Here is a 22,936-nt window from a genome sequence, read left to right on the forward strand (position 1 = left end):
GCCAGTGAACCGGCTCCGATCATACCGCTGATTGTTCGTTTCATCGTCATGTTCCTCACCTCGCTTTCTAAAACCTGTGCCAGATATGGCAAATAAATTTGTATATTTGTCAGCAATAGCATAAAAAGGAATCTTCGCCGGATACGGCGGTTTTGTTACTTTTGTCAAAAGTAACGCAAAAGCACTTTCGACAGCGTACCGTCCATCAAAAGTCACCCTTGCGCCCTACCGGGGGCTATTCCTCCCGTTGGTCGGTTCACTCCTGCGTTACTTGTATGGCTGAATTATCCCGGTATCCTTGCCCGGATATATTCCAGATCACCACAATACGGTGTTCCTACAAGATACCATTCTCTTGCAGGATTCATTTCCATTCTAGTCTGAACCCATTCATCATCAAGCAACACTTCCAGGCATTCTCCACAGTGAAATCCTGTATCAATCCATAAGTCTGATGATAATAATCCATATCTTTTGTTATAACTGTTATATCCTAATCTTCCTTCTCGCATTATGCCATTCTCCTTTCATTTAGCGTTTCCGCAGGGACGCCCTGAATCAGGGCTCCCTTTTGAAAATTCTCTTCTCCACCAACAAACTCCCGGCTACATCTTACCAGCTTTCTACTTGTCTGCTATCTACAGGTGCGTGACACGCTCCTGTAATAAAGTAGTCAGAAAGAACCTTTACCATCGAAAGTTCTCCGGTATTCCCCGTCTGTCCAGATATTCCTGCCGGAACTTTTCCCTTTCTTCTTCCGTTGGTGCTGTTTTGGATTTGCTGTATACTTCACGATTCACCATTGCATCCAGTTTTTTCTCCAATCCCAACCGGATTATTTCTTCGCCATCGTAGTTATCCATCAAAAAATATTGCAGGAGTTGAAAAAATAACTCGTATGGAATCTGTATATTTTTATTTTGCATCTGTTCTCCTTTCAAGGTGGCAAGATTCCCTCTTCTTAAGAAATGGTAATCTTGCCATCTTCCATTTTTATTCTGGCAGCATCCAATACCATTGCTTTCCACGTTTTACAGAATCAATTTCAAGTTCCCGTTTGGCATTCCATAACGTTTTACTTTTTATTCCTCTGGTTTCGGCTTCTTCTGCAATTTTCTTTTGAGTCATTCCTCCATTTGCCAGTATTTCAAGGAGAAATTCTTTTGCTTTCCGACTTTTCTGCCCTCTGCCGTCTCCATTAAGAAGTTCATCGGCACTGATATCATATTCTCCAATCCATTCAAAGCCATTATTCTTATCCAGTCTGAATGCAATGGACGTTCCTTCCGGTGCAAGAGAACTCTTCGTATGACATACCACTCTTACTTCTGGTTCATCTTTCACTCGCCCGACAATCAGGACACTTCTTGCAGCAGCCTGAAAATCAATGGAGCCAAGTCCTCGATAAGAAGATTTGCCGTTACTGTTTTTGTTCATATGACCGATTAAAATGACTGCACAGTAATATTTTTCTGCCAGCACTGCGACACGCTTCATCAATGGCCTGATCTCATTTGCCCTGTGCATGTCTACCTCTGCTCCCAGGAATCCCTGAATCGGATCAAGAACAACCATTTTGGCTTTTGTCTGCACGATTGCTTCTTCTAATCTGGCATCTGCCATTGTCAGTGGCTGGTCACTGTCATCAATCACCAGCACCCTCGAACAATCTGCACCTGCAGCAAGTAATCTGGGTTTGATAGTATCTCCTAGACCATCTTCCGCTGTCTGATAAATCACATTTACAGGTGACATAGAAGACTGTTCCTGAATATTATCTTTGGCATCTAGATCTTCATTCTCACTACCGACTTCATCACTTCGTTTTTCTTTTGTTGTATCAGTAACAGGAAGAATCGGCTCTCCTCTGGTCAGTTTTGCAATAATCTGAAGTACCATTGTTGTCTTTCCTTCTCCTGGATCTCCCTGTATAATGGTCACTTTTCCATAAGGAATAAACGGATAAAGTAGCCATTCTACCTGTTCCACCTCTACTGAATCCATATTGATCAGTTTCAGTTTTGGTTCTATTCTGCAATTCTTAATTTTGTTTTTTTCATTCATATTCATTCCATCATCTCCTCCTGCCCTTCCGGGCAAGTCTCTGATGAACAGATATTCGGGAATTGTCGTATTTCTCGATTCGTGATATACTGAATCTGCCAAGATGGTATATCAGTTAATCTGATTATCAGAGAACTTGCTCAGATTATTTATCTGGGCTTTTTCTTTTGCCTTTTCAACATTCATCTCTTTCTTCTCCCAATCCGGTAACTACATTTTCATTATCCAACAGATTTGCAATCTTCCTCTGCTGATTTGGATAAAGATGTCCATAGATGTTCAATGTGATACGAATATCTTTATGACCTAATCTGTCCCGGATCAGTAACGGTTCTACACCTTTCTCAATGAGATAAGCCACATGGCTATGCCTGAGATCATGCACTCGAATTTTCTTCACTCCTGCCAGCTCAATCTGCCGTTTCATCTTATGCTGTACCGCTTCCTGAACAACCGGAAATAATCTTTCGGTATCCGGCATTCCGTAATGGCCATCTACAAATTCCTTAATTTCCTCTTTCAAAAATTCCGGAATTTCGATTGTCCGAAAAGACTGTTTTGTTTTCGGTTCTGTAATAATATCCTGCATTCCTGTCCGGTAATAAGTCTTATTGATACTAAGCTGATTCTTTTCAAAATTGATGTCAGCCTTTGTAAGCGCAAGCAGCTCCCCAATCCTGCATCCAGTCCAGAACAGCATCTCAAACATAAGATAATATCTTGCTCCCGGCTCCATTGTCTGTATAAACTGTTTGTACTCGTCCAGTGTCCAGAAGTTCAAACTTCTCGAATCCGAATTTCCCATTCGTTTCACTTTCTTGCATGGATTAACCGGCAAATCATAGATTTTAGCTGCATGTGTAAACAGACTGGTCAACTGGTTCTGAATCATTCTCAGATAAGAATCTGAATATCCTTTTTTCTGAATTTCATTCTGCCATTGAATAATCTGCGAAGCCTTGATCTCACTCATCATCTGATTTCCAAAATATGGAACTATATGCTGTTGCATCATATATCTTTTATTTTTGATTGTTCGATCTTTCAGTTCATTCTGTTTGTCTGAAAAATAAATCTCAATAAAATCGCTCAGCTTCATATCCATACTTCGCTCATTGCTCAACTTTTTGCTTCGTTCAAACTCCAATGCTTCTCGCTTTGTTTCAAATCCACGCTTTCTGCGTTTTTTCTTCTCACCCATAACATTTGTCTCAAACCACTGGGCTGTCCATTTTTTTGTGTCTTTTTCTCTGTAAGCCATATTGATCCTCCCTAATTTCCTACTATTTCATAGCCATACATCTTTTTTGCCCAAAACGCCTTTGGTATTCTTCCAGCCATCGTAATATATCCCTGTGCAGATAGTTCTTTATTCATAGCTTTCACCAGTTTATAGGCATGAGACTTTGAGCAGTTTAATTCCTGTGCCACTTCATCAGCACTCATCATATAATTGTAACTTGCCATATTGCCTCCTCCTTTCCTCTCCAGATATAGAATACGTTCACTGTATTTCCATGTCTGTACGATTTTCGTAAATTGATAATATCATGTATTTCAATTGTTGTCAATATTTCGTAAACATATTTTTACGAACTTCGTACATAATTTTTTCTTTATTTTATACCACGTCTGTGCTATGATATTTTATAGATTTATGTTTTTCGTAATTTTCTAATATATGAAAAAGGAGGATTCTATGGGTGACGGTAAAAATTTAAAGAAATATCTTGATGAAAAAGGCACAAATGTCCGCAAAATTGCAAAGGCAACCGGAATCAGTGCCACAACCTTATATTCTATTATTCAGAAAGATTCCAATATTCGATTTGATTTTGCATTAAGACTTGCGAATGAATTACAAATTGATGTGAATGAGATATGTTCTGCCAGTCCATTTTCTGGCACAATTAAGGAAGAAGAGATTTATCCTACACTTCCAGACGGTTTAAATGGAGCATTAGATGCAAGCCGTGTAAAGACTTACTTAAAAAATTCCATGTACCCGTTGATGTATCTTTTCGGTAAGAACAGTATGCCTGATGTAGATAATCTGCTTACATCGTTCTATCAGCTTGATGATGAAGCCAGACAGGAAGTTGTGGAAACTATCCGTTTGAAACTGCAATATCATCGTGATCCGGAACGTGCTGAACAGATCAAACAGATCAAAGGCTGGTAAAAAAATTACCCCTGTGAATAGCAAACATTCGCAGGAATTTCTTTTTGGCACCGTTTTGGCACCGCTGGTCTTATTTTTCAATTATAAATTTATCTGTATTTCATCTTGCTGATAAGTGTTTCACTATTACTAACCTGATAAATTTACGAATAATTCTTTTCTTAGAGTACAGAAAAACCCCGGAAACCTTGCGGTTCCGGGGTATCTTACGTTTGGACACAATGTACCTTGCGGTACTCAATATATATTAGTCAGTGATTACTCGATGATTGTAGCAACACGTCCTGATCCTACAGTACGTCCACCTTCACGGATAGCGAAACGAAGTCCCTGTTCCATAGCTACTGGATGGATCAGTTCGATTGTCATTTCTACGTTATCACCAGGCATGCACATTTCTGTTCCTTCTGGAAGTTCGCAAACACCTGTTACGTCTGTTGTACGGAAGTAGAACTGTGGTCTGTAGTTGTTGAAGAATGGAGTATGACGTCCACCTTCATCTTTTGTAAGAACGTATACCTGTGCAGTAAACTTGTGGTGGCAAGTTACTGAACCTGGTTTACAAAGAACCTGTCCTCTTTCGATTTCGTCTCTCTGAACACCACGAAGAAGAGCACCGATGTTGTCACCAGCCTGAGCTTCATCAAGAAGTTTACGGAACATTTCAACACCTGTTACAACTACTTTACGTGTTTCTTCTTTAATACCAACGATTTCTACTTCATCAGATACGTGAAGTACACCACGTTCTACTCTACCAGTAGCAACTGTACCACGTCCTGTGATAGAGAATACGTCTTCTACAGGCATAAGGAATGGTTTGTCTGTATCACGTTCTGGATCCGGAATGTATGAATCAACTGCATCCATAAGTTCCATGATCTTGTCTCCCCATGGTCCGTTCGGATCTTCAAGAGCTTTAAGAGCTGATCCCTGGATGATCGGAGTGTCATCTCCTGGGAATTCATACTCGTCAAGGAGTTCACGGATTTCCATTTCTACTAATTCAAGAAGTTCGTCATCGTCAACCATATCACATTTGTTCATGAATACAACGATGTAAGGAACACCTACCTGACGAGAAAGCAGGATGTGCTCTCTTGTCTGAGCCATAACACCATCAGTAGCAGCTACAACAAGGATAGCACCATCCATCTGAGCAGCACCTGTGATCATGTTCTTAACGTAGTCAGCATGTCCTGGGCAGTCTACGTGAGCGTAGTGACGTTTCTCTGTCTGGTACTCAACGTGAGCTGTAGAAATTGTGATACCACGTTCTCTCTCTTCTGGAGCTTTATCGATATCTTCAAAGTTCTCTGCTGTGTTTCCTGGTACTCTTGCTGCAAGTGTCTTTGTGATAGCAGCTGTAAGAGTTGTTTTACCATGGTCAACGTGACCGATAGTACCGATATTACAATGCGGTTTTGTTCTTTCAAATTTAGCTTTAGCCATTTTGAATATCCTCCTTAAATATACCACCCAATAGGGCATTTTAGTTTACGATGTTTTAACTCGGCTAATACTGATTATATTTCATAAAGTACAGTTTTTCAAGCCTTTTTCGTATTTTTTATGCGTTTTTGTTAGATAAAATCTTTTCCTGAACAGACTTCGGAACTGGCTCATATTTTTCGAAGAACATTGAGTAGTTTCCACGTCCCTGAGTTCTGGAACGAAGGTCTGTAGAGTATCCGAACATTTCTGAAAGCGGAACATATCCTCTAACGATCTTTCCACCGCCGAGGTCATCCATACCTTCGATACGTCCACGACGAGAGTTGATATCACCGATAACATCTCCCATGTACTCTTCCGGCATAGTAACTTCAACTTTCATAATAGGCTCAAGGAGTACCGGGTCAGATTTCTTCATAGCATCTTTGAATGCAAGAGAACCTGCAATGTGGAATGCCATTTCTGAAGAATCGACTTCATGGTAAGAACCATCATATACGGTTGCATGAATACCTACTACAGGGAATCCACCAAGAATACCAGCTTTCATGGCTTCTTCAATACCTTCGCCTACAGCCGGAATGTATTCCTTCGGAATTGCACCACCGACAACAGTAGAATCGAATTTGTATGTTTCTTCACCATTGACATCCATTGGTTCAAATTTAACTTTACAGTGTCCGTACTGTCCACGTCCACCTGACTGTTTAGCATACTTGCTGTCAACATCAACTGCTTTTGTGAAGGACTCTTTGTATGCAACCTGCGGAGCACCTACGTTAGCTTCTACCTTGAATTCACGAAGAAGTCTGTCTACGATGATTTCAAGATGAAGTTCTCCCATTCCGGCGATGATTGTCTGACCTGTTTCCTGATCAGTATGAGCACGGAATGTCGGGTCTTCTTCTGCAAGTTTTGCAAGAGATTCACCAAGTTTACCCTGAGAAGCTTTTGTCTTAGGCTCGATAGCGAGCTCGATAACTGGTTCTGGGAATTCCATAGATTCAAGGATTACCGGATGCTGTTCATCACAGATTGTATCACCTGTAGTTGTGAACTTGAATCCGATCGCTGCTGCGATATCTCCTGAATATACTTTATCCAATTCCATTCTCTTGTTAGCATGCATCTGAAGGATACGTCCAACACGTTCTTTTTTATTCTTTGTAGCGTTCAATACATAAGAACCTGAATTCATAGTTCCTGAATATACACGGAAGTATGCAAGCTTACCTACGAACGGGTCTGTCATGATCTTGAATGCAAGTGCTGAGAAAGGTTCTTCATCTGAAGAATGTCTTACTACTTCATTACCATCTTCGTCAACACCCTGGATTGGCGGGATGTCTGTCGGAGCCGGCATATATTCAACGATTGCATCCAGAAGCTTCTGAACACCCTTGTTTCTGTAAGCAGATCCACAGCAAACCGGTACTGCTGTACATTCACAAGTAGCTTTTCTAAGAACTGCTTTGAGCTGATCTACTGTCGGGATTTCGTCCTCAAGATACATCATCATAAGTTCGTCATCCAATTCACAGATCTTTTCAACCAGTTCTGTATGGTAAAGCTCAGCATCTTCTTTCATGTCATCCGGGATTTCACATACTGTGATGTCATCACCCTTGTCATCATTGTAGATGTAAGCTTCCATTTCCATAAGGTCGATGATTCCCTTGAAATCATCTTCTTTACCGATTGGTAACTGAAGAACGATAGCGTTCTTACCCAATCTTGTCTTAATCTGTTCTACAGCGTTGTAGAAGTTTGCACCTAAGATGTCCATCTTGTTAATGAAGGCCATTCTTGGTACGTTGTATGTGTCTGCCTGACGCCATACGTTTTCTGACTGAGGCTCAACACCACCCTTAGCACAGAATACACCTACAGCACCATCCAGTACACGAAGTGAACGTTCAACCTCTACAGTGAAGTCAACGTGTCCCGGAGTATCAATGATATTGATACGATGCTCAAGAGCACCTTTTTTCGGTTTTGTATGATCTTCAAGTGTCCAATGACATGTTGTAGCTGCTGAAGTGATCGTGATACCTCTTTCCTGCTCCTGTTCCATCCAGTCCATGGTAGCAGTTCCTTCATGAGTATCACCAATCTTATAGTTAACACCGGTATAGTATAAGATACGCTCTGTAAGAGTGGTCTTACCAGCATCAATATGCGCCATAATACCGATATTTCTGGTTCTCTCTAATGGATATTCTCTTCCAGCCAAGATTTTTTCCTCCTATAATTAGAAACGATAGTGAGCAAATGCTTTGTTTGCTTCTGCCATCTTGTGCATGTCTTCTTTCTTCTTTACAGATGCGCCAGTGTTGTTAGCCGCATCAAGAATTTCATTTGCAAGTCTTTCTTCCATTGTCTTCTCGCCTCTGTTACGAGAGTACAGTGTAAGCCAGCGAAGTGCAAGAGCCTGTCTTCTGTCTGCTCTTACCTCGATCGGTACCTGATAAGTAGCTCCACCGATACGTCTTGCCTTTACTTCAAGTACAGGCATGATGTTGTTCATTGCTTCTTCAAATACTTCGATAGCTGGTTTTTCAGCTTTCTCTGCGACTTTGTCAAATGCTCCGTATACAATTTTCTGAGCTACACCTTTCTTACCGTCAAGCATGATGTTGTTGATAAGCTTTGTAACTACCTTGTTGTTGTATAACGGATCCGCTAATACGTCTCTTTTCTGAGTATGTCCTTTACGTGCCACGGTTCTTCCCTCCTTATACATATTGGCAAAGCTTTGCTTTGCGTGAATAATTCATCGGTACTCACATGTGTCTTTCTATGTGTATCGTTGGCGGGACAATCTCCGATGCCTGCCACGTGGCAGGCGATATCTGAATTAAACCCGCAACCAACTATTCTCATAGTTCTGTTTGTGATACGATTTAGTTTCGTTTTACACTAAAATCAAGTGCTTATTTCTTTGCGTCTTTTGGTCTCTTTGCTCCGTATTTAGAACGAGCCTGACGTCTCTTTGCAACACCTGCTGTATCAAGTGTTCCACGAACGATATGGTATCTTGTACCCGGAAGGTCCTTTACTCTTCCTCCACGGATAAGAACAACGCTATGTTCCTGAAGGTTGTGACCTTCTCCTGGGATGTAGCTTGTTACTTCGATTCCGTTTGAAAGACGTACTCTGGCGATCTTTCTAAGAGCTGAGTTCGGTTTCTTCGGTGTAGCTGTCTTAACTGCTGTACACACACCTCTCTTCTGTGGTGCAGATGTGTCTGTAGCTCTTTTCTTCAAAGAATTGTATCCTTTCTGGAGAGCCGGTGCAGTAGATTTCTTTACAGCTGTCTGACGACCTTTTCTTACTAACTGGTTAAATGTTGGCATCTCTTTCACCTCCTATGAAGTAATAATTGGTTACGATTTTAAACAAGTTCTGTTTAAAATGCGCAGAAAAACAGTGCATCGTTTTTCGCACGCTTGTTTATTGTAGTATATCGCAAAAAAAAAGTCAAGGTATTCTGAAAAATATTTTCCAAATCATACCTTGACTTTTTCTTCATTTTTATTCTGTACTTACGGATCCTTCGATTATTTCTCCGTTTTTTACTTTTTTGATCAATCCAATGATCTCAGCCACTGAATTTTCATCCGGATACGTTACATAAAGCTCTTCATCTCCTGAAGAATAGCAGATATCTGTTCCCCCGGTTCCATCCGCTGCCACGGAATAAATATTCCATTTTGCATTGGTTCTGAGCTGAGTCTTGATCAGCGACTGGATCTGGCTGGAAGTAAAGTTCGTATCCACACCATCGCTGACGCTTTCAATAATATCGCTTGCCCCACGGAGCATTGCCGGTGACATCATCTTTTTAATGATTGCAGTGATAACTGCCTGCTGATGGACTCCTCTTCCGTTGTCCCCGTCTGGCAGTGCCTGACGTTCACGGCAAAAAGCAAGTGCACTAATACCATCAAAATGATTCATTCCTTCATTTACATGAATCTCTGCACCCGACTCCCATCCTGTATCAAATTCGAGATCTGATTCAACATCCAGTCCGCCAAGTGCATCAACCACACTGGTCATAGATGTAAAATTAACTCTTCCGAAAAATTCGATATCTGTATCATAAAGTTCTTCCAGCGTCTGCATAGACACATCCACACCATAGATTCCTGCATGTGTCAGTTTGTCGTCCTGTCCTCCGGATACTCCCGGGATTGGTACATAATAATCTCTAGGGGTCGTAATCAGTAATACCTGATGGCTCGTCGGATTGACAACCGCTACGATATTGACATCGCTTCGTCCCTGTTCTGTGATATCACCATTTGTATCAATACCACTCAAATAAACCGCAAATGGCTTTGTAACGCTTTCATCAGATGTATCGCTTTCAATTTCAACAACAATATTGTGCTTATAAATAACCTTTGTATCCTTTGTAAAGGTTGAATACTGTTCCTTGATAATATTACTGTAAGCTGAGTTGTAGATAATCGCATCTACTTCTCCGTCATATAATGCCTGTGCTTCTTCTCCCAGATTACTGTATTCCTGAAGAGTAATGTTCTGTCCCAGTTCCTTTTCAATCTGTTTGACTGCCGACTTCGTCTGGTCTCCACCAGTCGCATACTGAACACCAAATGTATATTCGGCTGCTGCTGATAAAGTATCTGCATTATCATCCGCCTTTACCGCAACTACCATGGAACTTGTTTTCTTATTGCTTCCGGTAATCTTCTGGAATGCATTATTTACTTTTCCTATATAGAAAGAACCCACTCCCAGAATGATGCAGATCAGTATACAGAATATCTTTCCGCCAATTCCTTTTCCTTTTGCCGCTATCTGTGTCAGCAAGGTAATTCCAAGCAGGATCAGCAGCACTCCGATCAGTACCAGGAAATAAGTAGAAGTAAGTACATTGAACAGCATCACATTCACTGCAAGTACTACAGACAGGATAAACTGGATAATTGCAAGTATAATTCCAATCGTTCTGCTTACCCGATTTTTCTTTCTTCCTCTGCGCCGTTTATTTTTACGATTCTTATTATTCTCCGGGTCAGACATCTTTCTTATATTCTGATAGTCTTCTTCCGGTCTTCTTTTCTTCTTATCATTCGAAGATGATTTCTTTTTCGGTCGTTCTCTGTAGTAATCTTCCTCATCATCATAATATCGGGCAGATCTTCGGTCTTCTTCATAAGCATACCGGTTCTTCCCCTTAGCCCGTCTGCTTACTTCTCTGCTGTTATTGATACTTCGCATATTTCTATTAGAAGTTCCATCAGACGATCTTCTCCTTGCTGATTTTCTCTGTTCCATATACACTCACTTTCATTTGTTACATAACTATTACACGATATGACGCTTTAATTACAATTACATCTCTATATAATATCGTTTTTACCTTATATTGTCAATGTTTTCGTGTCAATCCGTATTTTGTGATTCTGCACAATTTTTCTGGAAATTTTTTAATCCGCCAAGGCATATAGTGTTTTTTCACAGAAAGTTCCATCGGAATTTCTCATAAAACAAAAAGAAAACGAAGAACTCTTCTTAAGTCCTTCGCCTTCTTTATTATATTACTACTTTTTATTTATCTTCTACAAGATGGCATGCCACCTTATGTCCAGGAGCAATCTCTTTCATCTGCGGCATTTCCTTAAAGCAGCGTTCTGTCGCATGCTGACATCTCTCAGCGAAACGACAGCAGTTCTTCGGATTGATCGGGCTTGGGATCTCACCCTTGATCGGAATACGCTGGTTCGCTTTTGCTTTATTCGGATCTGCTTCCGGGATTGCAGAAAGCAGTGCCTGTGTATATGGATGCATCGGATGAGCATAAAGTTCATCTGTCTCAGCAGTCTCGACCATTGTTCCGAGGTACATAACAACTACACGGTCAGAAATATATTTTACGACACTAAGGTCATGCGCGATAAACAGGTAAGTCAGTCCTCTTTCTTCCTGCAGTTCTTTCAGCATATTGATAACCTGTGCCTGGATAGACACATCAAGAGCTGAAATCGGCTCATCACAGATGATGAATTCCGGATCAACAGAAAGAGCACGTGCGATACCGATACGCTGTCTCTGTCCACCTGAGAATTCGTGTGGGAAACGTGACATATGATCTTTATTAAGGCCAACTGTAGCAAGCAGCTGCTCTACTTTTGCATCTGCATCCTTTGTTGACATTCCATGCTGTTTCAGACCTTCTCCAACGATATCCTTAACAGTCATACGTGGGTTCAGTGATGAATACGGGTTCTGGAAAATCATCTGTACCTTCTTACAGAATTCTTTCTGCTCTGCATGATTGTATTTGAAAATATCTTTTCCATCATAATATACATTTCCCGAAGTCGGATTGTATAACTTGATCATGGTACGTCCTGTTGTAGATTTACCACAGCCGGACTCACCTACCAGGCTGACTGTCTCGCCTTTATAAATATCAAATGTAAGATCATCAACCGCTTTTAAGGTTTCTTTACGGCTGATTTCAAAATATTTACATAAGTTTTTCACCTGTACGAGAGGCTGTTTTTTTTCTGTATTTTCCATTTTACACCTCTCCTTTCTCAGTTACTTTTCTTCTCATGTCTGTATCCGGTGCATATTCATGCTGCAGCCAGCAACAGGTTTCATGTTCTTTTGAAAGCTCATAAGTCTGTGGCGGCATATCTTTACAGATTTCCATGCAGTATTCACATCTTGCTGCGAACGGACATCCTTTCGGAGGTGCAAACAGATCCGGAGGGGTTCCTTCGATTGGCTGCAATTTGTGGCCTTTTGCTGTATCCAGTTTGGCAATTGAATGCATAAGTCCTTTTGTGTAAGGATGTGCTGTATCATAGAAAATCTCATCTACAGATCCACGTTCTACGATCTTTCCTCCATACATAACCAGTACACGGTCGCAAAGCTTTGCGATAACACCAAGGTCATGTGTAATCAGGATAATAGATGTCCCAAGTGTTTTCTGAAGATTTTTCAGTACATCAAGAATCTGCGCTTCAATTGTAACATCCAAAGAAGTAGTCGGCTCATCGGCAATAACGATGCTCGGGCTTCCTACCAGAGCGATCGCGATCATAACACGCTGTTTCATACCACCTGAAAGTTCATGTGGATACTGTTTGTAACGGCGTTCTCCATCAGAGATACCTACCATTTTAAGGATTTCAAGTGCTTTTGCTTTTTTCTCAGCTGCATTCATACCTTTTCTTCCGACGAATACTTCCTCAATCTGTTTTCCGATACGCATTGTCGGGTTCAATGAGGTCATAGGATCCTGAAAAATATAACTGATCTCTTTTCCACGGAACTGACGAAGTTCTTTTTTGTTCATTTTCAGAACATCTTTTCCTTTATAAAGAATCTCTCCGCCTTCAAAGAATCCAGGCGGTTCCGGATTCAGTCTCATCAGGCACTGAGAGGTAACACTCTTTCCACATCCGGATTCTCCAACTATACCAAGAATTTCTCCCGGACGGACTTCAAAGCTGACATCACGAACAGCTTTTACAACTCCACCGTATGTACGGAAAGAGAATTGCAGATTTTTTACTTCCAATAAATTTTCCATCTTCTATACTCCTTCCTACTCGGTTCCTCTAAGTTTCGGGTCAAATGCATCACGAAGTCCATCACCAAGAAGATTCAGCGCAAGCATTGTTGTACAAATCAGGAATGCCGGTACAAATACCTGGTACGGATGAATTCTCAGCTGTGCGATTCCGTCTTTTGCAAGTACACCCCAGCTGCAGTTCGGTGGTTTGATACCCAGACCGATATAGCTCAGGAATGCCTCCTGGAAAATAGCTCCCGGAATAGCCATTGTCAGGTTTGTAATGATAAGTCCCATGATATTCGGTAAAATATGTTTTACAATGATTACGATATCCGGCACACCAAGGATCTTGGCTGCAGATACGAAATCAGATTCTCTCAGTTTTAATACTTCACCACGAACGAAACGACATCCACCGATCCATCCGACGCAACACATAGCAAGAATCAAACAGTGTACACCGTTACCAACAACTACCATAAGAAGAATGGTAACGATCAGACTTGGGATTCCGTATAATACGTCAACGACACGCTGGATAACCATATCGATCTTGCCACCGTAGAATCCTGAGATACCACCCATGATAGATCCAACGATTGCATTGATGATGCTGGCTGCAAAACCAATTGTCAGAGATACTCTCGCACCAGACCATGCACGAACCCAGAGATCACGTCCAAGAGAGTCTGTTCCAAACCAATGTGCTTTTGAAAAACTCTGGTTCATCTCTGCCACACTCTGTGTTGCAATGTCATATTTGCTGAACATTGGAACAAAGATCGCCATAAGTACATAAAGTCCAATCAGGCACAATGAGAAGAATGCAATCTTATTCTTGCGGATTCGTCTCCATGCATCCTGCCAGTAACCAATATTCGGACGGGAAATAGACTCCATTGTCTTTGTATTTTTTCCTACAACTTTAAACTGTTCTTTTGTAATTTCTGCCATTTCTCGTCACCTACCTTTTTTTACCACTCAGACGGATTCTCGGATCTACAATACCGTATAAGATATCTACAATCAGGATTGACACGATCAGGAATGCTCCGTAGAAGATCGTCATACCAAGAACCAGTGTATAATCTGCCATGTTAATACTGTCTACATAATGTTTTCCCATTCCAGGGATTGCGAAAAGGGCTTCGATTACGAATGTTCCTGTTAATACAGATGCAACTGTCGGTCCCATAATGGTAATGATCGGTGTGATCGCATTACGGATCTGATGTTTAACTGTAATTCGGAAATCCGATAAACCTTTCGCACGTGCTGTCTTTGTATAATCTGAAGATACAACTTCCAGCATACTGGAACGCATCAGACGGGAAATGGATGCCAGTGTATAGAATCCAACCGCGATTGACGGTAAAATTGTGTGCTTAAAGCTTGTGTACTGCGCAACCGGAAGAATCTGCCATTTGATTCCGAAGAAATACTGAAGTACAGATCCCATGATGAAGTCAGGAATCGATGTACCAATGATCGCAATCAAAATACAGACAAAGTCCAGTTTCTTTCCTCGATTCAGTGCTGCTACAATTCCAAGGATCAGTCCGAAGAACAGTGCAAAGCACAGTGAACGGACTCCCAGGTCTGCTGAGTATGGGAATGAGTCAGCAATAATACGGTTAACTGTCTGACTTTCATACTTCATAGAATACCCCAGATCACCATGAAGCACATTCTTCATATAAGTTATATACTGCTCTGCAAGCGGTTTATCCAAACCATAGTAAGCTTCCAGATTCGCTTTGATCTCCGGTGTCATCTTGTCACTTGAGAACGGATCTCCCGGCATCAGACGAACCAGGACGAATACAACACTTGTAAGTACCAAAAGTGTTACGATGGCTAATGCAACTCGTTTAGCTATATATTTTGCCATTCTTTTGTCTCCCTTCATTTTTCTTTATTTGATAGCTTTGATTATTTCACATACTTTCTATTGGCTGATACATACCAAATCTACCCCTCGAAATAATCAAAACCCTCAAATAAGCAGCCGGTGCGGACCAGTAAGTCCGCGCCGACCGCAAGGTATGTTACCATCCAACTGTATTATTCGCTGATGTCTGCATATACCAGATCGAAGTCATATCCGACAAAGTATACATTGAAGTTAGAAATCTTCGGATTGATCAGATACTGGTCTCTACGTAACTGAAGCGGTACAAGAGCGGAATCTTCTCCAAGGAAGATCTGTTCTGCCTGGAAGAGCATATCCTGTCTCGTCTTAGCATCTGTCTCTGTCTGAGAATCTTTAAGAAGCTTGTCGTATTCAGCGTTCGCATATCCAGAGTGGTTATACTGACCATCGCTGATCCACAGTTCCAGATAAGAGTATGCGTCAGAGTAGTCCGGAACCCATCCTGTTACTACCATATCGTAATCTTTTTCAGTTTCCATCTGAAGTCTCTGTTTGTAAGTTACCTGGTTGATTTCTACTTTAATACCAAGGTTCTTCTGATACTGTTCCTGAAGAACTTCAGCCTGCTTCTTAGCACCATCTGTATCAGTTGTAAGAAGAGTAATCTTGATGTCTGCCGGATTAGAAACGCCCATTTCTTTCATTGCTGCATCCAGATATTCTTTTGCTTTATCATTATCATTTTCTGCTGGGAATGGTGTATATGGATAAGCTTCTCCGTATGTCTGGTCATCTGCCGCCTGCACGTTTGGAAGTACAAGTCTCTGTGCAACGTCATATACGTCATTGTTAACCAGCTTGTTGTATTCTGTTCTGTTGATTGCATAGTTCAAAGCAAATCTCAGGTTCTTGTTAGCAAGCGGTCTGTCTTCTGACATGTTGAGCATGATGTAATCATCTGCACCTGTATAGTAAAATTCAGTATTTTCTGTATACTGATCTGTCATTTCAGTAGGTACAATTGTGATATCAACTTCGCCCTGTTCCCACATAGCAACCGCTGTCTTAGCATCTGCAACTGTCTTTACACAGATTTCATCAAGCTTGATGCTGTCTGCATCCCAGTAATTTTCATTCTTAGAAAGGATCATTTCATCGCCGTGTTTCCACTCTGTCATCTTGAACGGTCCGTTATAAACAGATTTTTCCGGATCTGCTGCGTATTCTTTTCCGTATTTTTCTACATAATCCTGTCTTGTAGGACCAAATGTAGCCATAGCTGCCATGCTCAGGAAGTATGTAGCCGGATGTGCCAGTTCGATTACAACTGTCTTATCATCTGGTGCAGATACACCGAGCTGATCAACCGGTACAGAACCATTGTTTACTTCTGCACCGTTTTTGAGGATGTATCCGATGAATGCGTAATCGCTTGCCATTTCTGGATCCATAAGTCTCTGGATACCATAAACATAATCGCCTGCTTTTACATCTTCGCCATCAGACCATTTCAGTCCATCACGAAGGTGGAATGTGTAAGTAAGTCCGTCATCTGAGATATCCCAGCTTTCAGCTGCATCTGGTTTGACTTCGCCTTCCACGTTACGTGTCAGCATCGCATAGGTGCAGATTTCTGCTGTTGCACATGAGATAGAGTTACTGTTCTGTGGATCCATAGAAGGAAGGTCTTCACGAAGTGTGTAAGTAATTCTCTTCTTTCCTGATGAAGCACTGCTGTCATCTTTCTTGGAATCTTTGGATCCCGGTGTACCACAGCCAGCAAACAGTGTTACTGTCATTGCTGTAGCAAGTAAAGCCGCTAATAATTTCTTTTTCATAAATGTTGTCCTCCTTTTTCATTTATAATTCTATTAGCTCATGTGTAGCACTGATCAGGTTTTCATATCCGTCTTTTGTGATGATGCCCTGATCCTCAAGTCTGACACCACCCCAACCCGGAATATAAAGTCCTGGTTCTACTGTCATTATGCTGTTCTCCTGTAAGATATTCTCACAGTTCAGTCCGATATTCGGAAGTTCATGGACGAACAGCCCAACTCCATGACCGATTCCTGTATAATTATACGGAAGGTATTCTGTATCTTTGATTGCTTCAAGTGAAGCTTCATAGCAGGAAGTTCCTGTCACACCGGCTCTTACAGATGCTTCTGTATCTTCTGTCATACGACGGCAGAGATCATACACTTCTCTCTGTTTGGCGTCTGCCTTGCCGACAACTACTGTTCTTGTCATATCTGAAAGATAGCCTTTGTACTGGCATCCATAATCCATCAATACGAAATCTCCGTATTCGATTGGCTTACTGTCAGGAATCCCGTGAAGCAGAGAGCTCTTTGCTCCTGAAATAACGATTCCACCGTACGGTTTGGTATCTGCACCTTCCATTACCATGTAATGTGCAAGTCTGGATGCGATTTCTTTTTCTGTCACACCCGGACGGATGTCTTTTATAATTTTTTCAAATGCTCTGGATGCGATATCGCAGGCAACGGTAAGGTTCTTGATCTCTTCCGGCGTCTTGATCGCGCGGAAGCCTTCGATTACGTTCAGCGTCGGAACCATCTCAGCACTGAGTTCAGCCTGCATAGAGTTCCATTTTTCAAATGTCAGATGATCCTGTTCAAATCCAATTGTTTTAACTCCATCTTTGTCTGCGCAATATGCAACAGCTTTCCCCATGCTGCAGCCAAAATTGATTCGCCAGTTTACAAGTTCGTAATCCGGACATTCATAAGATGCCTGCTCTGTGTATCTTGCATCAGTGATAAAATACTGATTCGCCTTTGTGATAAAAAGGAATGAGTCTTCCCCCGTAAATCCGCTGATACAACGTACATTCGCCGGCTTTGCAATATAAAACGCATCCAGTCTTTCTTTTTCCATGTACTCTCGCAATTGAGTTAATCTGTCCATTTTTGTTCTCCTCTCATGTACTTTTGTTCTTCTGATACGGTATATTTACCAGATATGTCCGTCCCTCTGCGACAATGTAATACTTTACTAGACCACAGTCTAGTAGTGTAAACAAAAGAACGCCATGATTTGCATCATGACGTCCTTGTCTTCTTTCAAAGGTCATAGTTTCACGCTATGACGTCTATGTTTAATTATTAGATTGTCCGTATTGTATGTATAAAATCAGTCTTTATACACTTTCGTAAATAACACTGTCTTCAGAGTTGCGTGAATTTCGAAGAAACTCCGTTTTAACAGTTCAATTTTGTAAATTCACTTAGATGAATATTTATTCATATGTGTAATTTTCCTTATTATAGAACCATACTCTAAGATTGTCAAGAGGAATGCTATTTATTTCACAATTTTATTTTCATTCCTTTCAAACCGTCTTGGTACATCCCGGTGATATACCCATATACTGACACAAGGTTCTTTTCCGGGATTGGAAATACTATGACGCTCTCTGCTCTTTATATATACACTGTCTCCCGGATGTAAACTGCAAATTTTTCCTTCCACCTCTACATTCAGAGTTCCTTTTATCACCATACACATTTCCGAAAAGACATGACGATATTCTTCTTTTTTCGCAGATTCTCCCGGTTCAATCGTAATATATTCAAAAATCGATTCTCCCTGACCAAAGTCTGCAACCTCAACCGTCATATTTTCTTCCGGATAAAGATGCTTACTCATTTCTTCTCTGTGTATAACCGTCTTTCCCGGCATTTCCCCTTCCAGTGCATACTGTATATCAATATCCAGTGCTTCACAAATTCGCGCAAGACTGTCCACATTCGGAGATGTCTTATTCTGTTCCAGCATACTCAGATAGCCCGCTGAAAGTCCTGTATATTCTCCCAAAACCCGGATTGTCATCATTTTCTTTTTTCTGCATTCTCTGATCCGTTCACCAATATGAGCTAAATCCAGCATATCACACCCCCTGATTTTCGATTGATTATTTATATGCTACTGTATTTTTTCATATTTTGCAACCCTTTATTTTTGTAAAGTGTTAAAGAATCGGAATTATTTTTCAAATATTTTTGTTTTTCGTGTCTTTAAAGCAAGAAAAGCAGACACGCCATTCAACGTATCTGCCTCTCTTAGCATATAAAGCCTATTCTTCAACTGTAACTGTTTCGTCAGCATTTTCTTCGGTTTCAACAGTTTCTGCTGTCTCTGCCGATACTTCAGACTCAGTATCATCATCCATATCAAAATCATCAAAACTGATTTCGTCGTCCATATCCATACCAAGACCTGTATCAAGTTTAACGTCACGGTATTTTCTCATACCTGTTCCTGCCGGAATCAGTTTACCGATAATGACGTTCTCTTTCAGACCGATCAGGTGGTCAACCTTACCTTTGATAGCAGCCTCAGTCAGAACCTTGGTTGTCTCCTGGAAAGATGCAGCTGACAGGAAGGAATCTGTTGCCAGGGATGCCTTGGTAATACCAAGCATGATCTGTTCTCCTGTTGCAGGTTCTTTACCTTCTGTTACCATCTGTTCATTTACATCGTTGAACTCAAGGACATCCACCATTGTTCCCGGAAGGAATTCAGTATCCCCTCTTTCTTCGATGCGGATCTTCTTCAGCATCTGACGAACGATAACTTCGATATGCTTATCATTGATTTCTACACCCTGCAAACGGTATACTCTCTGTACTTCCTGAAGCATGTAGTCCTGTGCAGCACGAAGACCTTTGATCTTAAGAAGGTCATGTGGGTTCACGCTACCTTCTGTAAGCTCGTCACCGGCTTCCAGAACAGCTCCATCCTGTACTTTAATACGTGATCCATAAGGAATCAGATAAGTCTTTGTCTCACCTGTCTGCTGATTGGTAACGATGATTTCACGCTTCTTCTTTGTATCGTTCAGGTTTGCAACACCTGCGATTTCTGTGATGATAGCAAGACCTTTCGGCTTTCTTGCTTCAAAAAGTTCTTCGACACGAGGAAGACCCTGTGTGATATCTCCACCGGCTACACCACCACTATGGAAAGTACGCATGGTCAGCTGTGTACCAGGTTCACCGATTGACTGAGCTGCGATAATACCGACAGCTTCACCAACCTGTACCGGTTCACCTGTTGCCATATTGGCACCATAACATTTCGCACAGATACCAATGTGTGATTTACAGGTCAGGATTGTACGGACTTTCACTTTCTTAAGCGGTGAATTTCCATTTTCATCCACACCATATTTCATAATCTTTTCTGCACGTTTTGGTGTGATCATGTGGTTTGCCTTTACAAGAACATTGCCATCTTTGTCACAGATTGTATAGCATGAATATCTTCCTGTAATACGTTCCTGAAGACTTTCGATTTCTTCATTTCCATCCATAAATGCATGCAGATACATTCCCGGAATTTCGGCATCTTTGCTTACACAGTCAACCTCACGGATGATCAGATCCTGTGATACGTCAACAAGACGTCTTGTCAGGTATCCTGAATCGGCTGTACGAAGGGCAGTATCTGACATACCTTTTCGAGCTCCATGCGCAGACATGAAGTATTCCAGTACGTCCAGACCTTCACGGAAGTTTGACTTGATTGGCAGTTCGATCGTATGACCGGTTGTATCCGCCATAAGTCCACGCATACCTGCAAGCTGTTTGATCTGTTTGTCAGATCCACGGGCTCCGGAATCTGCCATCATGAAGATATTGTTGTATTTATCAAGTCCTGTAAGAAGGGCTTCTGTAAGCTCATCATCTGTTTCTTTCCAGGTTTCTACAACCTCTTTGTAACGCTCTTCTTCTGTAATAAGACCACGTTTGAAGTTACGTGTGATCTTATCAACCGTTGACTGTGCTCTTGCGATCAGTTCCGGTTTCTGTGGCGGTACAGTCATATCTGAAATAGATACAGTCATAGCTGCTCTTGTAGAGAGCTTGTATCCCATTGATTTTACATGGTCAAGTACTTCAGCTGTAGCTGACGCACCATGTGTGTTAATAACTTTTTCAAGAATCTGTTTCAGCTGTTTCTTTCCTACATGGAAATCCACTTCAAGAACCAGTTCATTTCCTTCTTTTTCACGATCAACAAAACCAAGATCCTGCGGAATGATTTCGTTGAAAATGAAACGTCCAAGTGTAGACTCTACTGTACCGGTCTTCTTTGTTCCATCCGGCATCGTCTTTGTCACACGTACTTTGATTCTTGAGTGAAGAGTTACAACTCCGTTTTCATAAGCAAGGATCGCTTCATTCACACTCTTGAATACTTTTCCTTCTCCCTTGGCTCCCGGTCTTTCCTGCGTCAGATAGTAGATACCAAGAACCATATCCTGTGAAGGAACAGCTACCGGACCACCATCAGACGGTTTCAGAAGGTTGTTTGGTGAAAGCAGAAGGAAACGGCACTCAGCCTGAGCTTCTACAGAAAGCGGAAGATGAACCGCCATCTGGTCACCATCGAAATCGGCATTGAATGCGGTACATACCAGTGGATGAAGCTTAATTGCTTTACCTTCTACCAGAATCGGTTCAAATGCCTGGATACCAAGACGGTGAAGTGTAGGAGCACGGTTCAGCATAACCGGATGCTCTTTGATTACATCTTCAAGCACATCCCATACTTCCGGCTGAAGACGCTCTACCATTTTCTTAGCATTCTTAATATTGTGAGCAGCTCCGCTCTCAACAAGTTCTTTCATAACAAACGGCTTGAACAGCTCGATTGCCATTTCTTTCGGAAGACCGCACTGATAGATCTTCAATTCCGGTCCTACAACGATAACGGAACGTCCTGAGTAGTCAACACGTTTTCCGAGCAGGTTCTGACGGAAACGTCCTGATTTACCTTTCAGCATATCAGAAAGGGATTTCAGTGCTCTGTTTCCAGGACCTGTTACCGGACGTCCACGACGTCCATTGTCGATCAGAGCATCTACAGCTTCCTGCAGCATTCTCTTTTCGTTTCTAACGATAATGTCCGGAGCTCCCAGTTCAAGGAGTCTTCTCAGACGGTTATTTCTGTTGATAATTCTTCTGTACAGATCATTCAGGTCAGATGTTGCAAAACGTCCACCATCCAACTGTACCATCGGACGCAGATCCGGCGGAATTACCGGGATTGCAGTCATGATCATCCATTCCGGTTTGTTTCCTGATTCGCGGAAAGCTTCTACTACTTCAAGTCTCTTAACGATTCTTGCTCTCTTCTGTCCGGTAGCACCCTCAAGTCCTGCCTGCAGTTCAGCATAATCTTTTTCAAGATCGATCGCTTCAAGAAGTTCTTTGATCGCTTCTGCTCCCATTCCTACGCGGAAGCCATTGCCCCAGTTTTCTCTTGCTTCCTGGTATTCAGCTTCTGAAAGAACCTGCTTGTAAGAGAGATCTGTCTCTCCCTTATCAAGTACGATATAAGAAGCGAAATACAGTACTTTTTCCAGAGTTCTCGGTGAAAGATCCAGGATCAGTCCCATACGGCTCGGAATACCTTTGAAATACCAGATATGAGAAACCGGTGCTGCAAGTGCGATGTGACCCATACGTTCACGTCGCACAGTTGCTTTTGTTACTTCTACACCACAGCGGTCGCATACAACACCTTTATAACGGATCTTTTTGTATTTACCACAGTGGCATTCCCAGTCTTTGCTAGGTCCGAAGATTTTCTCACAGAACAGACCGTCTCTTTCCGGCTTCAGTGTTCTGTAGTTGATTGTCTCCGGCTTTGTAACTTCACCTCTTGACCATTCCAGAATCTTTTCCGGAGATGCCAGACCTATTTTAATCGCATCAAATGAAATCGGTTGATACGTTGGTTCTTTTTTTGTTTCTGTCATTCT

The 22,936-nt window shown here is 41.6% G+C and carries 19 protein-coding genes; 1 reads left to right on the plus strand and 18 read right to left on the minus strand.

Annotated elements, in window-relative coordinates; all coding sequences use genetic code 11:
• Positions 1 to 284: 284 nt before the first annotated feature.
• From PGR14_RS11940 to PGR14_RS11960, 5 genes are all read right to left on the minus strand, one after another.
• Positions 285 to 512, minus strand: coding sequence for a DUF5348 domain-containing protein (locus PGR14_RS11940; RefSeq protein ID WP_055258605.1), 228 nt, complete (start codon positions 510 to 512; stop codon positions 285 to 287).
• A 174-nt stretch (positions 513 to 686) separates the two neighbouring features.
• Positions 687 to 926, minus strand: a complete 240-nt coding sequence (locus PGR14_RS11945; protein ID WP_270223471.1) for a complexin-2 — start codon at positions 924 to 926, stop codon at positions 687 to 689.
• Between the two features lie 67 nt (positions 927 to 993).
• On the minus strand, positions 994 to 2,070 hold the full coding sequence (locus tag PGR14_RS11950) for an AAA family ATPase (protein ID WP_270223472.1): 1,077 nt from the start codon (positions 2,068 to 2,070) through the stop codon (positions 994 to 996).
• A gap of 169 nt (positions 2,071 to 2,239) precedes the next feature.
• On the minus strand, positions 2,240 to 3,325 hold the full coding sequence (locus PGR14_RS11955) for a site-specific integrase (protein ID WP_270223473.1): 1,086 nt from the start codon (positions 3,323 to 3,325) through the stop codon (positions 2,240 to 2,242).
• An 11-nt stretch (positions 3,326 to 3,336) separates the two neighbouring features.
• On the minus strand, positions 3,337 to 3,531 hold the full coding sequence (locus PGR14_RS11960; RefSeq protein ID WP_270223474.1) for a DNA-binding protein: 195 nt from the start codon (positions 3,529 to 3,531) through the stop codon (positions 3,337 to 3,339).
• A 232-nt stretch (positions 3,532 to 3,763) separates the two neighbouring features.
• Here PGR14_RS11960 and PGR14_RS11965 point away from each other — a divergent pair, with 232 nt between their 5' ends.
• Positions 3,764 to 4,246 (plus strand): helix-turn-helix domain-containing protein, encoded by a 483-nt coding sequence (locus PGR14_RS11965; RefSeq protein WP_015541737.1) that lies wholly within the window; start codon positions 3,764 to 3,766, stop codon positions 4,244 to 4,246.
• Positions 4,247 to 4,504: 258 nt separating this feature from the next.
• On the opposite strand, the gene tuf is transcribed toward PGR14_RS11965, so the two are convergent.
• The 13 genes from tuf to rpoC form a co-directional block, all read right to left on the minus strand.
• Entirely contained in the window at positions 4,505 to 5,698 is a 1,194-nt protein-coding gene (gene tuf / locus PGR14_RS11970) for an elongation factor Tu (RefSeq protein WP_044999124.1), read from the minus strand.
• Between the two features lie 118 nt (positions 5,699 to 5,816).
• Positions 5,817 to 7,934: an elongation factor G gene (gene fusA / locus PGR14_RS11975; protein ID WP_044999122.1), complete on the minus strand. Its 2,118-nt coding sequence runs from the start codon at positions 7,932 to 7,934 to the stop codon at positions 5,817 to 5,819.
• An 18-nt stretch (positions 7,935 to 7,952) separates the two neighbouring features.
• Positions 7,953 to 8,423: a 30S ribosomal protein S7 gene (rpsG, locus tag PGR14_RS11980; protein WP_207642082.1), complete on the minus strand. Its 471-nt coding sequence runs from the start codon at positions 8,421 to 8,423 to the stop codon at positions 7,953 to 7,955.
• Between the two features lie 211 nt (positions 8,424 to 8,634).
• Positions 8,635 to 9,057, minus strand: coding sequence for a 30S ribosomal protein S12 (gene rpsL / locus PGR14_RS11985; RefSeq protein WP_008373516.1), 423 nt, complete (start codon positions 9,055 to 9,057; stop codon positions 8,635 to 8,637).
• Between the two features lie 178 nt (positions 9,058 to 9,235).
• Positions 9,236 to 11,008, minus strand: coding sequence for an LCP family protein (locus PGR14_RS11990; RefSeq protein ID WP_270223475.1), 1,773 nt, complete (start codon positions 11,006 to 11,008; stop codon positions 9,236 to 9,238).
• A 273-nt stretch (positions 11,009 to 11,281) separates the two neighbouring features.
• Positions 11,282 to 12,256 (minus strand): ABC transporter ATP-binding protein, encoded by a 975-nt coding sequence (locus tag PGR14_RS11995; RefSeq protein WP_008373513.1) that lies wholly within the window; start codon positions 12,254 to 12,256, stop codon positions 11,282 to 11,284.
• Position 12,257: 1 nt separating this feature from the next.
• Positions 12,258 to 13,280: an ABC transporter ATP-binding protein gene (locus tag PGR14_RS12000; protein ID WP_270223476.1), complete on the minus strand. Its 1,023-nt coding sequence runs from the start codon at positions 13,278 to 13,280 to the stop codon at positions 12,258 to 12,260.
• 15 nt (positions 13,281 to 13,295) lie between these two features.
• On the minus strand, positions 13,296 to 14,219 hold the full coding sequence (locus PGR14_RS12005; protein ID WP_008373509.1) for an ABC transporter permease: 924 nt from the start codon (positions 14,217 to 14,219) through the stop codon (positions 13,296 to 13,298).
• Between the two features lie 10 nt (positions 14,220 to 14,229).
• Positions 14,230 to 15,156, minus strand: coding sequence for an ABC transporter permease (locus PGR14_RS12010; RefSeq protein ID WP_178413867.1), 927 nt, complete (start codon positions 15,154 to 15,156; stop codon positions 14,230 to 14,232).
• A gap of 173 nt (positions 15,157 to 15,329) precedes the next feature.
• Complete coding sequence (locus tag PGR14_RS12015) at positions 15,330 to 16,976, minus strand: peptide ABC transporter substrate-binding protein (RefSeq protein ID WP_270223477.1); 1,647 nt, start codon at positions 16,974 to 16,976, stop codon at positions 15,330 to 15,332.
• A gap of 22 nt (positions 16,977 to 16,998) precedes the next feature.
• Positions 16,999 to 18,072, minus strand: a complete 1,074-nt coding sequence (locus PGR14_RS12020) for a M24 family metallopeptidase (protein ID WP_055155424.1) — start codon at positions 18,070 to 18,072, stop codon at positions 16,999 to 17,001.
• Between the two features lie 396 nt (positions 18,073 to 18,468).
• Positions 18,469 to 19,053, minus strand: a complete 585-nt coding sequence (locus PGR14_RS12025) for a helix-turn-helix domain-containing protein (RefSeq protein ID WP_008373502.1) — start codon at positions 19,051 to 19,053, stop codon at positions 18,469 to 18,471.
• Between the two features lie 187 nt (positions 19,054 to 19,240).
• Entirely contained in the window at positions 19,241 to 22,933 is a 3,693-nt protein-coding gene (gene rpoC, locus PGR14_RS12030; protein WP_044999120.1) for a DNA-directed RNA polymerase subunit beta', read from the minus strand.
• Positions 22,934 to 22,936 lie beyond the last annotated feature (3 nt).

The organism is Coprococcus sp. AF99-45 (assembly GCF_027663865.1).
GTDB lineage: Bacteria > Bacillota > Clostridia > Lachnospirales > Lachnospiraceae > Allocoprococcus > Allocoprococcus comes.

What these genes read in the sequence shown, in the direction of transcription:
- PGR14_RS11940 (WP_055258605.1), bottom strand. Translation starts at nt 512, where the DNA reads ATGCGAGAAGGAAGATTAGGATATAACAGTTATAACAAAAGATATGGA.
- PGR14_RS11945 (WP_270223471.1), bottom strand. Translation starts at nt 926, where the DNA reads ATGCAAAATAAAAATATACAGATTCCATACGAGTTATTTTTTCAACTC.
- PGR14_RS11950 (WP_270223472.1), bottom strand. Translation starts at nt 2,070, where the DNA reads ATGAATATGAATGAAAAAAACAAAATTAAGAATTGCAGAATAGAACCA.
- PGR14_RS11955 (WP_270223473.1), bottom strand. Translation starts at nt 3,325, where the DNA reads ATGGCTTACAGAGAAAAAGACACAAAAAAATGGACAGCCCAGTGGTTT.
- PGR14_RS11960 (WP_270223474.1), bottom strand. Translation starts at nt 3,531, where the DNA reads ATGGCAAGTTACAATTATATGATGAGTGCTGATGAAGTGGCACAGGAA.
- PGR14_RS11965 (WP_015541737.1), top strand. Translation starts at nt 3,764, where the DNA reads ATGGGTGACGGTAAAAATTTAAAGAAATATCTTGATGAAAAAGGCACA.
- tuf (WP_044999124.1), bottom strand. Translation starts at nt 5,698, where the DNA reads ATGGCTAAAGCTAAATTTGAAAGAACAAAACCGCATTGTAATATCGGT.
- rpsL (WP_008373516.1), bottom strand. Translation starts at nt 9,057, where the DNA reads ATGCCAACATTTAACCAGTTAGTAAGAAAAGGTCGTCAGACAGCTGTA.
- PGR14_RS11990 (WP_270223475.1), bottom strand. Translation starts at nt 11,008, where the DNA reads ATGGAACAGAGAAAATCAGCAAGGAGAAGATCGTCTGATGGAACTTCT.
- PGR14_RS11995 (WP_008373513.1), bottom strand. Translation starts at nt 12,256, where the DNA reads ATGGAAAATACAGAAAAAAAACAGCCTCTCGTACAGGTGAAAAACTTA.
- PGR14_RS12000 (WP_270223476.1), bottom strand. Translation starts at nt 13,280, where the DNA reads ATGGAAAATTTATTGGAAGTAAAAAATCTGCAATTCTCTTTCCGTACA.
- PGR14_RS12005 (WP_008373509.1), bottom strand. Translation starts at nt 14,219, where the DNA reads ATGGCAGAAATTACAAAAGAACAGTTTAAAGTTGTAGGAAAAAATACA.
- PGR14_RS12010 (WP_178413867.1), bottom strand. Translation starts at nt 15,156, where the DNA reads ATGGCAAAATATATAGCTAAACGAGTTGCATTAGCCATCGTAACACTT.
- PGR14_RS12015 (WP_270223477.1), bottom strand. Translation starts at nt 16,976, where the DNA reads ATGAAAAAGAAATTATTAGCGGCTTTACTTGCTACAGCAATGACAGTA.
- PGR14_RS12020 (WP_055155424.1), bottom strand. Translation starts at nt 18,072, where the DNA reads ATGGACAGATTAACTCAATTGCGAGAGTACATGGAAAAAGAAAGACTG.
- PGR14_RS12025 (WP_008373502.1), bottom strand. Translation starts at nt 19,053, where the DNA reads ATGCTGGATTTAGCTCATATTGGTGAACGGATCAGAGAATGCAGAAAA.
- rpoC (WP_044999120.1), bottom strand. Translation starts at nt 22,933, where the DNA reads ATGACAGAAACAAAAAAAGAACCAACGTATCAACCGATTTCATTTGAT.